Source organism: Methanogenium marinum, from assembly GCF_028912405.1.
Lineage (GTDB): Archaea > Halobacteriota > Methanomicrobia > Methanomicrobiales > Methanomicrobiaceae > Methanogenium > Methanogenium marinum.
Genome location: NZ_JAKELO010000002.1, coordinates 1,877,730 through 1,890,315 on the forward strand (window position 1 = coordinate 1,877,730; position 12,586 = coordinate 1,890,315).

Consider the following 12,586-nt stretch of genomic DNA (forward strand, 5'->3'; position numbering starts at 1 on the left):
GAGGTGCTTTCACTCTCTAAGGATATTTAAGATTACCCTCGCAGGGGTGTTTTTCATGCACATTCAGGGGGTTTATCCATCTTGTGATGATCCTGAACATCCTGCATGAAACAGTTTCCACTTCCGCGTGGAATGGTTTATATCTACAGAATCTATTGAATGAAAAAATCTGAACAAAAGGAGAAGAAGAAAGAGACCTGGGAAATGTAATCCGGACAGGCACGTCCACAATCGGACGAAATGCGCTGAAAGAGGTGATTATTCACCAGAATGATAGACGGGCTTTGGTTCGTATGGACGTATCATTCATGTGATTCCTGCCTGATTTCTCAGGTTTTTTTGTTATGTTTCCGGATTTCACCCTGGTTTGAAAATATTTATTCCCTACTCAGTAACAACCACATCAAAATGACCTCCGCCGTATCCTTGCCATGTTTCATGAACCAAAAAGACATACTCTCCCGGTGGGGTGGCAGCCGTGGTGGAGACGGTTATTTCCGGGTAGTAGGTCTCTTTTGGGTAGGTCATGAAATCAGCGGGTGTAATGGAGAGTTCCATTCCATCAGGCGGCAGTATTTCAGTTGAGTTGTACTCCCCGGAAACATGGGAGACGATACTCAGGTGCACCATGCCGTAGCCTTTTTCCCGTGATTCTGCTACAATTTCTCCGGTGTTTGTGGTTCCCGCTTTCACGGTGATGCTGTCCGGCCAGAGTATCACCGGGGCGCCAAAATGGGACTTGCCGGGTGTGATGAGTTCGCCCGGCACGTGGGTTTTTGTTGGTGTTGGTGTTGCAGGGCCGGTGAAGGGCGCTACCGACTGGGCGACTTTGTGCAGTTCATCTGTATCGAAATTCCCCCACAACCAGTATGACGTGTTACCCGTCGTTGTCCATGAGATCTGTGTCTCGCTGATCCCATCCACGACCTTCGCTTCTGCACCGTTCACCATCACCGTAGAGTATTTCAGTGCGGAGATGGCAAAGGCCCAGGGCGGGTCACCGGCACAGGTCTGCACCAGACGCAGCGTGTCGTCCTGACTGGTATAATAGATCTGGCGCCGGGGGCAGGGGTCGCCAAAGACCTGGACTTTTGAAAATCCATATCCCTCCGGCACGTAGTAGGGTGCTGCAAGCCTGCAGTCGGGGCCGGATGCTTCCGCTGCCTCCTCCAGTGAGGCATATTCTTCCGGTGGCCCGGTCTGCATGCATGGCAGCGGGTCTTTGATGTACTGCCAGTAATTCCTGACAACAGTCCCGTTTGGCACGTCAACAAATACATAGTAAACAGACGACTGGTTGATGACACGGAATTTCATCTCTGTGCCTGTCCATGAGATGCTCCCTTCCGGCCCGGTTGCTTCATAGTGAGCAGGTCCTGCATCCAGAATTTCATATGCGCCGGTATCAACCGGGATGCTCTCCTGCACTTCCGGGTTAGCAAGAGCAATTTCTATGGCTTTTTCTGTTTCGTTTACTGCAGGTGTATCCGCTTCGTTATCCAGGCACCCGGCGGCAAGCACCAGCGTAAGGCAGGCAATATAGCACCATACCCGCCATCTCTTTATCCCCCTCATTATTAAGAGGATACAACAGTTCGTTCGAAAAAGATTCCCCCGGAAATTAATGGAAGAGGGTTGATTCCGTCTGCAAGAAATGATGAGGATCTGCCTGCGGTAAAATGGATTCACCAAAAAAAGGAAACGGGATAAATGCTGCTATGCAGAAACAGCAGGTGGAACCTGAGGTATGTGCGATGTCATTCTCCCATCAGAGGGATGTTACATTTGGGGCATTTCAGGTCCCGGCAGGGAACACCGGGCGTTTTTTCGGCTGTATAGCCACATTGGGGGCATACGCATTTTGTCGGGGGGTTGCCACGTCGCTGGCGGCCCCCACCAAAGGGAATGTCAGTCATTGATATCAGGGGGCTATATTCCCTGAATCATCTTATGTGTTTGTGCTGATTTGTGCTCTTTTTCTGTCAGTCCCCCGTCAGGAGCATACCGCATCGGGGGCATTTCCTGCTCCAGCAGGGTACAGCAGGAGTCCTCTCGGTTTCATATCCACACTGGGGGCAGATGCATTTTTTCGGGGGGGTGCTTCGCTGCTGCTGTTCTTTCTCAAATGGAATGTCAGTCATGTGTACCGGGGATATCTCCTATGAATTCTCTTAAGCATTTGTGCTGTTTTCTGTTGTGGTACAGATGAAACAGATGATCCGCCAATCCATTCGTCATCTGTATTGTTTCCGTCAGGTACAGAAGAGATACTCCTGCTTTTATTCCATTGTTTCACTGGGTGCATCCAATTTATGCAGACCACAAAATCAGCTATCAGGTAAGCATTGATGCTGTATGCCTGCAGACCTTTTCTGCAGTGATTTTGTATGAATGGCGGGAAGAATAACAGACAGCAGGGTGTTCTCCATCTCCGTGAGAAAGGGGTGGTGTCCCTGAGAGTAAAGGCTGTGGCAGGCTTTCTCTCCGCAGAACAGCTTGAAGCACTGGCGAGGACAGCGAGGGACTACGGGCAGGGTGAAGTCTGCACGACCGCCCGGCTGAATCTTGAGATTCCGGGCATCAGCAAAACGGATGTGACTGACGCTGCAGCCGCTCTTTCTGCTGCGGATCTTGTTTTGGGAAGCACCGGTCCGTCGGTGCGTTCGGTCGTTTCCTGCAAAGGCACTATCTGTCGGCATGGCTGCTGTGATACCTTTGGTATTGCCCGGCAACTTGAGGAAACGGAGGGCGGCCGTCCTCTCCCCCGGAAACTGAAGATTGCCATTGCTGGCTGTCCGAACAACTGCTCACGGGTGCAGTTCAATGACATCGGATTCATGGGACACCGCTACCCTCGCTTTACCGAAGAGGAGTGTACACAGTGCGGTGCCTGTGAAACGGTCTGCAAAGAAGATGCCATCACGATGGGAGATGACGGGATTGTCTTCTCTCCCAAACGCTGCATCGGGTGCGGTGACTGCATCGCCGTCTGTCCGAAGGATGCAGTCAGTATCGCAGATGAAGGGCTGTCTCTCTTTCTTGGCGGAAGGGCCGGGCGGAAAATTCGTTTTGGAACAGAGGTGAAAAGCCGTGTGGCAGAAATGGATGTACCGGCAATCACTGAACGTATCATCACATATTTCGCGGAAAATGCTTGTGATGGTGAACGGTTCGGTCAGATGATGGACCGGCTGGGAGACGAGACTGTTTTCAGGGATCTGGGTCTTTATTCCTGAAAAGGAAGGCAGGGAGGTATGAATTTCCTCTTCCTTTCCCGCCCTCAAAAGAGTATGTTTTATTTTCTGTGGGTCATTTTACCCACCGTCGCAGCATAAATACAAAACTGGGTTTCCCCGTCAATTCCGAGGAGCTGGTTCATGGCCTCATCATCGAAGGCTCCAATGGCACAGACGCCACAACCGACAGCCTCCGCACCAAGATAGAGGTTCTGGCAGGCGTGGCCCGCGTCGAGGAAGAGATACCGGTAGCCCCGTTCACTGTAGCGCCATGTCATCCGGTAGGGAACTGCCACCCAGATGACGGTGACCGCGTTTTCTTTGACAAACTGCTGATACAGGCATGCCTGAAACATGCTGTCTGCAATCCCCCGCTCGCGGTTGACTTCTGCAAGCTGATTTTCAATGGCGAGATAACGGTAGAGTCCCGGTGTTATACCCTCCACATTATTTACGAGCACATAGGTTTCAAAAGCATGGCGGGCACCCGCCGACGGAACGGTTCTGAATGTGTACTCTCCCGTGGTCACTTTTTTTACGCCCTGCGTGCACCAGAGGAGAAAGGAAAGTTCAGCGATGGTAATAGGTTCCTTCCGGTACGACCGTCTGCTCTCACGGTGTTGAATAGCGTCACGGAGATCTATGGGGGGGATGGTGACTGATGTTGGTGCCGGAAGATGAATTATTTCTCCGCCTCCGGTATAGGGGAGTTCCAGAGGTGGCTGAGTACGCCCAATCATCTGGTCTGATTTTTCAAGATTTCTGTACAGTGTCTGTGTCATAAATTCCGAGCCTGTTTTCTCCATCCATTATCACCCTGGTTTATTCTCCCGTATCTGTCTCCGTACATATGGAGAACAGCATGGGCAGATAGGTAGTGCAATGCCAAGGTTTTTCCCCCTCATTTTTGGGAATGATATTCTTCCGGCCGGTTTTTGATGCCCGTCATCGGAATTTTTTGACGACATTATTTTTCCCAATCATTTTACTACTATAACCGCTACTATTCCCCAGAGTGATTCCATGAACCAACAAAGGTTAATTATTGCCGGCATCGCTATCTTTGTCTCCATACTGGTTCTGTTCGGCCTCCTCGGCGACTGGTTCTGGTTTGTTGCCATTGGGTATGAGGATGTATTCCTTTCCATTCTCTCTATCAGGGTCGTGCTTTTTGTCATTGCGACCGCTGTCTTCTTTGTATTTGCTTATCTGAATATCCGGTATGCGGCAAAAAACGCTGCCCGCATACAGGGCTCCCCCTCCGATGGATTTACCATTGCAGTCTTCTTTGCGGGACTTATCGCGTTCTTTACCGGGCTCAGCATATCCGGTGCATGGGAGACGGTATTTAAATATCTCAATCAGGCTCCGTTTGGATTAACAGATCCGATATTCGGGCTTGATGTCGGGTTTTATGTATTCTCGCTTCCCTTCTACAATCTCATTCTCAATCTCTGTATTGCCCTCTTTATCCTGACCATTATTCTCAGTTCTCTCCCGTATCTTGCGGGCCTTCCCGGGAATATTCTCCGGAGCAAGGTTTTTTACCGGCCTGAGGGCGGTTTTCCTGAAGAGGGAGAACCGGAATATGGGGGTAATGTCACCTTTGCCCAGACAATAAAGGCATTCTTGCCACAGTTAAATGCCCTGCTCTTTCTCACCTTTGCTACTCTTGCCATCCGTATCTGGCTTGCCAGGTTTGATCTGCTCTTCTCTGAAACCGGTGCAGTGATTGGGGCAGGATATACCGCAGTTCATGTCACCCTTCCGCTTTTCACCATTCTTGCTGTGGTGGCCTTTTTAATCGGCATCGGATTTCTTATCAATGAAAAATTCGAGCGGTTTGAAGTCATCACCTATGGCATTGCCGCCTTTGTCGCAATCGCGTTTATCGGTATTGTGGCCGGTATGGTTATGCAGGGGCTTATCGTTGAGCCCAATGAGCTGAATCTTGAAGAAGAATATCTAAACTATAACATCCAGTTCACGCTTGCGAGCTATGACCTTGATACGGCCGATGAGGCAATCTTCCCGGTTTCGTATAATCTCACGGCAGCAGACATACGGGAGAACAATGCCACCATCAGTAACATCCGGCTCTGGGACTGGCGGCCGCTTAAGACCACATATGAACAGCTTCAGCTCTTCCGGACATATTACGACTTTAATGATGTTGATGTGGACCGCTACTACTTTGATGGCACCTACAAGGAGGTCCTTGTCTCAGCACGGGAGATGAATATTGAGGGTCTCCAGCCACAGGCGCAGACGTGGGTAAACACCCATCTGATCTATACCCACGGGTATGGGGCAGTGATGAATCCGGTTGATGAAGTGACAGACGACGGTCTTCCGGTATTCTATCTGAAGGATATTCCCGCCACATCCCCATATCTCACCCTTGATGAGCCACGGATTTATTACGGCGAGAAGACGGGCAACTATGTCGTGACTGCTACCACCACCGAAGAGTTTGACTATCCGGCAGGCGACCAGAACGCCTATCATATCTATGATGGGCAGGGCGGTGTCGGAATGGATAATCTCGTAAAACGGCTCATCTATGCGTTTAAATTTGGATCCGTTGAACTTCTGGTATCAGGATCGCTCACGGATGATAGTAAAATTATGTTCCACCGCAATATTGAAGACCGTGCACAGACCATTGCTCCGTTCCTCTCCTATGACGCTGACCCCTATGTCGTGGTGGCCGATGACCGACTCTACTGGATCATCGATGCCTACACCACTGCAGACCGTTTCCCGTACTCTGAACCATTTTATGTCTCAGCAGTCGGTGGTCAGCGGCTCAACTACATCAGAAACAGTGTGAAAGTCGTCATTGATGCCTACAATGGGGATATCACGTACTATGTCGTTGACCCTGAAGATCCGCTCGTCAGGACATATGACAACATCTTCCCCGGCTTTTTCAAAGAGTTTGCAGAGATGCCGGATGCACTCAAGAGCCATGTCCGCTACCCTCAGGGACTCTTCCAGGTGCAGGCGGATATCTATTCAACCTACCACATGAAGGATCCGCGTGTATTCTACAACAGAGAGGACGCATGGGTCATTCCTGACGAAATATACCGTGGTTCCCGTCAGCAGATGGAACCGTACTATGTCATTATGGACCTGCCCGGGGAGGAGTCTGAGGAGTTCATCCAGATGATCCCGTTCACCCCGCGAAACAAGGAAAATATGATCGGGTGGATGGCCGCACGTTCGGACGGGGCTTCTTATGGATCCCTTGTTGTCTACCAGTTCTCCAAACAGGAGCTCACCTACGGTCCGATGCAGATAGAGGCCCGGATCGATCAGGATACTGAGATATCACAGGACATCACCCTCTGGTCGCAGTCAGGATCGTCGGTGCTTCGGGGCAATACGCTTGTGATACCTATCGAGGACTCTATCATCTATGTCGAACCTCTGTATCTTGAGGCAACGGAGAAAGGAACACTTCCGCAGCTCAAACGGGTTATTGTTGCCTATGGAGACAGGCTTACGATGCAGGATACTCTGGGGGAGGCACTCGCCGTCATCTTCAGTGGTGAGACAGGCGACATCAGCGATACCGGAGAGGCCGGTCCGGGTGACCTGCCTCCGGTGAGCAGAGACGACTTGGAGAAGCTTGCCCGTATCGCTGAACTCTATGATCTTGCAAGCCAGGCTCTCAATGATGGTGATCTTGGGTTGTACCAGAAATATTTCGATGAGATTGGAACGGTCGCGGCATCGTGATAGTGCTGCCACACACCGCATCCTTTCTCTCTTTTGAAATTCAACTATTTTTTACAGGAGCATACCATCGGGATGACAACTGAGAACGAACGCACTAAACTGGACGAAGCCGTCCGCACCTGCACCCGCTGCCCTCTTGCAGAGACACGCACGAATGCCGTCCCGGGCGATGGGCCCGTTCCAACCCGCATCCTCTTCATCGGGGAGGCGCCGGGGAGGAATGAAGATACGAAAGGAATTCCCTTTGTGGGCCGGGCGGGGAGTATCCTTGATGGTCTCCTCGAAGGAATAGGCGTTGCCCGTGACGAGGTATTCATCACCAATATCGTCAAGTGCCGGCCGCCCAAAAACCGTGATCCGACGAATGAAGAGATCGAAGCCTGTCGTCCTTACCTCGAGCGTCAGCTTGTTCTCCTTTGTCCTGAGGTAATCGTTCCCCTCGGGCGGTTTGCGATGCGGTGGGTGCTTGAATCCTATGGAATCACTCCGGGCCCCATCTCTGAGGTGCATGGCACCGTTTTCCGTATCCACAACACCGGATGTGAGCAGGTCATAATCCCGGTGTATCATCCGGCGGCCACCATCTATCGGCCCGCATTCCGGGAGGTGCTGGCGGCAGACTTTGAGACCATCCGGGAGGTCCTTGAACAATCCCTGATTCCCGGCGGAGCAGAAAAATGAAGATTATTGGAATATCCGGAAGTCCTCGGGCAGGTGGGAACACCGATACCCTGCTCAGAGAACTGCTTGCGGGTGCGGCCATGGAAGGGGCTGAGACGGAGATGGTGCATCTCCGTGATTATGCCATCCATTCCTGCATCGGCTGTGAACGCTGTCGAAAGGACCTCACCTGTACCCGTTTTATGGACGGTATGCATCTCCTTTATCCAAAGATAGAGGCGGCAGACGGGCTCATCATAGGATCGCCGACCTATAACTACAACATCACTACGGAGATGAAGGCCTTCATCGACCGTTTGTATCCCTACTACCGTTTTTCCGCTGAGCGGCCCGGTCCGTATTCAAGTTTTTTTCAGGGGCTGGGAAGAAAGGTGCTGGTATTCTCGATTGCCGAGCAGAAAAAACCTGAAGAGCGGGGATTTGCCATTGAGGCGATGCAGCGGCCACTTGAAGCGCTGGGATTTGTGGTGACTGATACCCTCCCTGCTGAAGGTTACTTTAAGAAAAGTGCGGTGGCAGGTGATTCTGCTGTGCAGGAGAAGGCACGGGATGTGGGCAGACGGTTTGCCCGCGGGCTTATCTGAACAAAATCCCTTTTTTTCCTTTATTTTCGTAACCCTTTCTCTCCCGGTGTCTGGCGGGAGGTGTAATGTCTGTTGAAAACAGCAGATATTTCGTATCCTCGTCAGTCCCCGTGGTAATTATCGGGAACTGGTTTTTTGCTTTTGTTGGATATTTCGCCCGTCTAACGGGGTTTTATTGTGTTCCTTGTGATTCGGGAATGTATGATTTTAAATGAGTCTTTTTATAATCTGCTGTTGTGAATCACTTCATTATATGAGAACGGGCCGAAACGTTGCAGGAATCTGTGTGGTATGTTTATGTGCCATACTGGTATTTTTTGCCGGATGTACCACTTCTTCCGTTGACGATGTGCAGGATACGGCGGAAATGTCATCTGATTACGTAAGTGAATTTGCTGATTTTGATGTCTTTGTCGGGGAGACACTTGATACCTACCAGGTTCCGGGTGCATATGTAGGCATTGTTACCGGTGACGGGGTCATTATTTCAGAAGGATATGGTGTTCTCGGTGTGGGGAGCACAGCACCCGTTGATGAAAATACCCGGTTTCAGCTGGCGTCCACATCGAAGTTTATCACTGCAACCCAGCTGGGCACACTGGTAAGTGCCGGCGGCGCTGACTGGGATACGCCATTACGGGAATATATTCCCGGATTTGCGATGATGGACGAATATGCCGGAGAGCATGCGACCCTCCGTGATATGCTTGAGCACCGTTCCGGTCTTCGTCCTTATGACTGCGGCCTTCTCGGTCGGCTGAATCTCACAGATGCAGAGATTCTGGAACGGGTAAAATATATGCAGCCCGGCTCATCCTTCCGTGACCGGTATCAATATTCAAATGTCGGGTTCTTTATCGCAGGAGAGGTGGCAGCAGTGGCTGATGGTACTTCCTGGGAAGATTCCCTTGATAAACGGATATTTACTCCTCTCAGAATGACCCGTTCCGGCGGAGATTATGCCACCCTCTTTTTGGATGAAAATCATGTTGATGGGAGTATGCAGGACGGAAAAGCTGTTATCCCGATGACATTAGAATCTGCCGGGCTAAACGGTGCGGGTGATGTGGTTTCCACCGGTGCTGACATGACCCGGTGGATGACGCTGGTTCTGAATGAGGGAACATTCGAAGGAAATGAGGTGATTTCTTCCGATGTGATGTCAGAAATTCTTGCTTCTTCTCCTACAATGGGAAACGGTGGTGGCGGGCCCCTGCATGACCCGAACGGCCTGACACAGATGGGGTCTGAGACCTACTATTTCGGTCGCGACCGTGTCGTTGAGAAGAACGGGGCCCTTGACGGTGTCCGCACCATCGTTACCCTTGTCCCGGAAAAAGACATTGGCATTGTCGTTCTTGCAAACAAACACCTGACCGTCTTCCCGGAGGCAGTGAGAGCAGAGTTTCTGGAGCGGGTCTGTGGAGAGAGTGGTGTTGACCTGCAGGCACGGATACTGGAACATCAGGCAGCATGGTATGCCATGGGTGTTATGGCGGAACCACCCGCCTCTTCTGCACCCGCGTCTGTACAGCCTGAGGAGATTGCAGGGATGTATGAGAGTAATCTCTATGGGCCGCTTGTGATCACATCCGGTGCAGTGGATGGAATCACAGATGGCGAATTTTCCCTGTCGCTTGGACGTGTCGCCTATCCGGGGATTTTGAGGCATTGGGATGGAAATACCTATCAGGCAGTCTGGAAAGACCCGGATGACGCCCCTGATATTTTTACCTTCACCGTGGAGGATGATGGCAGTGTTTCAGGGTTTGAGGGAGAAGTGATGGGTGAATTCAAAAAAGTTCAGTGATGATAAAGGGATTCTCTCCCTTTTTCGTCATTTTTATGAAAAAAATCACTCCTGTATCAGTGATCGAATTTCTTCTGTCAGGGATCTGAATTCAGATTCGGTGATATCCTCTTTAGAAAACCGCTGCTCTTCTGTTGATGTCAGTATTCTGATGGTCTCTTCTGTGTTTCTCTCATAGGTATTTTCCAGAAGGTATTCCCTGCATTCCCTGTCTGAAATCTCTTTTCCTGCGAAGTGTTCTGAAGATATTTTTAATCTGAGGACCCGTACTGCCATACTGACGGCTTCTTTTTTGTATCCCCGGAGGAAGAGCGATTCTGCGGTATCGAGTATGTCCGTGCTGTCATACTTCTGAATGTCATCACGTTTCTCATCTGTATTCCCCTTCCCGGATGTGTCAGGTCTGTACATATAATAGACATAAATCACCATGGCATTGAGGCAGGTAAATATCAGAATGAGGAGTGGCAGGATATAGAACGGCAGGATGTCGTCTTTTACCAGACTAACTGCTGTCACATTTCCGTTAACAGATTCTGCCCGGATTTCTGCGGAATAAATTCCTTTATCGTAGAGAATTTTCAGATCGGAATACCGGGGCGACATGTTTATCTCTGTTTGTGACCGGACAAATCCCTCTGATTCCGTCTCGTTGATGAGGCTTCTGAACGTCTCATTCTCCTGAAAAATCACCGGAAAAGCAATTCGTGCCGTGGTATTCTCAAAAATATTTGCAATTATCTCTTCTGTGATGGTTCCTGAGAGAGACACTTCTTCGTCACCATTGTCCCGGTAGAGTGAGGAAAAAATACCTGAATTATTCCCCTGTGGGATGACGACAAGGGAGAGACGGGTAAAATTCTGGTCGTATAGCGTTTTGTTTACGGCTATAAACAGGGAGTCATCCTTTATTGCTGCAGAGAGGGCGTTTTTCCTGATTTCCCGTTCTATTTGTTCTTCAAGGAGTGTCCTCTTCAGTGCATTAGCATCCGTTTGTTTCTCAACAGCGTCTATTTCCCCGTCTGCCGAGCCGGATGCATAGGATGCGGTTTCCGGATTCTCGGTTTTTATTTCAGAGGTGCTTTTAACCGGTGCAGAACCGGTATCCGTTTCCACGCCCTCTTCTGCTTCCTCATCCAGTGGTTCTTCATTGCTGAAACTGAGGGCAATTCCCTTTAATTCTGAGCTATATTTGGGCCCGTTTCCATATTCAAATGATATATCGACAAGTATGTCCTGGCCGTCTCCGGCATTTCCGGCGGAGACATAATACATGTCCTCCCCGGAAAATGCGGTTATCTGCTTACTCTGTGAATATACATATTCCCCGGTTTTTGGGTCACGTATCTGAACGACAAGGGTGCCGGGCAGATCGTTGCCCAGATTGTTTGTAATTTTCACCGGAATCCGTGCTTCTTCATTCAGGGAATACTGGTAGTGTGCAGAACCGGTGGAAAGAAAAAGTGCATCGTCCTCTGCCTGAACAGGAACCGTGGCAGCCATGATAAGAATCACCATGACCACAATGCAAAAGATGGTTGGTGTTTTCACGGAATTACCTGCCTCCGTCCAAAGGCCAACAGCATTCCGGCCAAAAGGGCAATCACGCCGAGGTAGTAGAATATCCGGCTGACATCTGTTTCTTCAGCCTCCCGGACAATTTCCTGATTGAGTCCTGCGTAAATTTCCTGAAGTGTTTCTTCGTCAACGGACCTGAAATATTCCCCTCCTGTCTCTTCCGCAATGAATTTCAGGTTCCCTTCATCCAGATTTGCGTAGAGCGGATTTCCGAACGGGTCATAATCATACAGCACCGGTTCATCGGAGCCAAGACCTATGGTAAATACCTGTATATCCCGTTCTTTCGCAAAGGTTACGGCCTCTGCGGGGGTAATGCTTCCTGCATTATTCTCACCATCTGAGAGTAATATGACGACTTTCCGTTTGCCGGGGATGGAGTCTGCCATGTCGGTTGCGAGTGCAAGCCCGTCTCCGATCGCCGTGTTTCCGTCTCTTTTGGTGATTGCCATCAGTTTTCGTCCGGTTTTTTCCTTGTCCGGGCTCAGGTATGCGGCGGATGATGCACCGGAATCAAAGACCACAATTCCTGCATAATCTTTTTCTCCCAGACTGTTTACCAGCAGAAGAGCAGATTTTTTTGCCACTTCAAGCCGGTTTGGTTTGTAGTCGGTTGCCTGCATACTTCCGGACACATCCATCGCCAGGACAACATTGACGCCCTCTTTTTCGGTCTCAAGGGGTATATGGGGTCCTGCCAAGCCAATGATGAGGAATATAAATGCCAGAAGAAAGAGGATAAAAACGGTCTTTTTCGGTGTGAAATATGATACTTTGGAATGTTTTCCGTCTGATGTCTGTGCTTTCCCAGCTGCCTTTACAAAGGAGAGTTTTGAAAATTCCAGAGCACGGCGGCGGCTGTGTTTTTCATGATACCAATAGTAATACACCAGAACGGGAATTGCAATCAGGGCAAAGAGAAATTCCGGGTGATAAAATCCTGTCATTGG

Annotated in this window: 10 protein-coding genes; 6 read left to right on the forward strand and 4 right to left on the reverse strand. The window is 50.0% G+C overall.

Translation table 11 applies throughout. From position 1 onward, the window contains the following. Positions 1–384 precede the first annotated feature (384 nt). Positions 385–1,575, reverse strand: a complete 1,191-nt coding sequence (locus L0665_RS09410; RefSeq protein WP_274925427.1) for a DUF4367 domain-containing protein — start codon at positions 1,573–1,575, stop codon at positions 385–387. 104 nt (positions 1,576–1,679) lie between these two features. On the opposite strand from L0665_RS09410, the gene L0665_RS09415 reads away from it, so the two are divergent. Continuing rightward, positions 1,680–1,919: a hypothetical protein gene (locus L0665_RS09415; RefSeq protein ID WP_274925428.1), complete on the forward strand. Its 240-nt coding sequence runs from the start codon at positions 1,680–1,682 to the stop codon at positions 1,917–1,919. A 468-nt stretch (positions 1,920–2,387) separates the two neighbouring features. Further along, entirely contained in the window at positions 2,388–3,236 is an 849-nt protein-coding gene (locus L0665_RS09420) for a 4Fe-4S dicluster domain-containing protein (protein ID WP_274925429.1), read from the forward strand. 59 nt (positions 3,237–3,295) lie between these two features. Here L0665_RS09420 and L0665_RS09425 read toward each other — a convergent pair whose 3' ends face one another. Continuing rightward, entirely contained in the window at positions 3,296–4,018 is a 723-nt protein-coding gene (locus L0665_RS09425; RefSeq protein ID WP_274925430.1) for a SagB/ThcOx family dehydrogenase, read from the reverse strand. A gap of 241 nt (positions 4,019–4,259) precedes the next feature. On the opposite strand from L0665_RS09425, the gene L0665_RS09430 reads away from it, so the two are divergent. From L0665_RS09430 to L0665_RS09445, 4 genes are all read left to right on the forward strand, one after another. After that, entirely contained in the window at positions 4,260–6,983 is a 2,724-nt protein-coding gene (locus tag L0665_RS09430) for a UPF0182 family membrane protein (RefSeq protein ID WP_274925431.1), read from the forward strand. Between the two features lie 72 nt (positions 6,984–7,055). Next, positions 7,056–7,664 (forward strand): uracil-DNA glycosylase, encoded by a 609-nt coding sequence (locus tag L0665_RS09435; protein ID WP_274925432.1) that lies wholly within the window; start codon positions 7,056–7,058, stop codon positions 7,662–7,664. Further along, positions 7,661–8,248 carry a flavodoxin family protein gene (locus tag L0665_RS09440; protein ID WP_274925433.1) on the forward strand — a complete coding sequence of 196 codons (588 nt, stop codon included), beginning with the start codon at positions 7,661–7,663 and terminating at the stop codon, positions 8,246–8,248. Before L0665_RS09435 ends, L0665_RS09440 begins: the two co-directional genes overlap by 4 nt. Before the next feature lie 286 nt (positions 8,249–8,534). Then, entirely contained in the window at positions 8,535–10,058 is a 1,524-nt protein-coding gene (locus L0665_RS09445; RefSeq protein WP_274925434.1) for a serine hydrolase, read from the forward strand. A gap of 45 nt (positions 10,059–10,103) precedes the next feature. Here L0665_RS09445 and L0665_RS09450 read toward each other — a convergent pair whose 3' ends face one another. Together L0665_RS09450 and L0665_RS09455 are read right to left on the reverse strand one after the other, a co-directional pair. Then, complete coding sequence (locus L0665_RS09450) at positions 10,104–11,609, reverse strand: hypothetical protein (protein WP_274925435.1); 1,506 nt, start codon at positions 11,607–11,609, stop codon at positions 10,104–10,106. Next, the gene (locus L0665_RS09455; RefSeq protein ID WP_274925436.1) at positions 11,606–12,583 is read right to left on the reverse strand and encodes a vWA domain-containing protein; all 978 of its coding nucleotides are present in this window, start codon (positions 12,581–12,583) and stop codon (positions 11,606–11,608) included. The genes L0665_RS09450 and L0665_RS09455 overlap by 4 nt, the downstream gene beginning before the upstream one ends. Positions 12,584–12,586 lie beyond the last annotated feature (3 nt).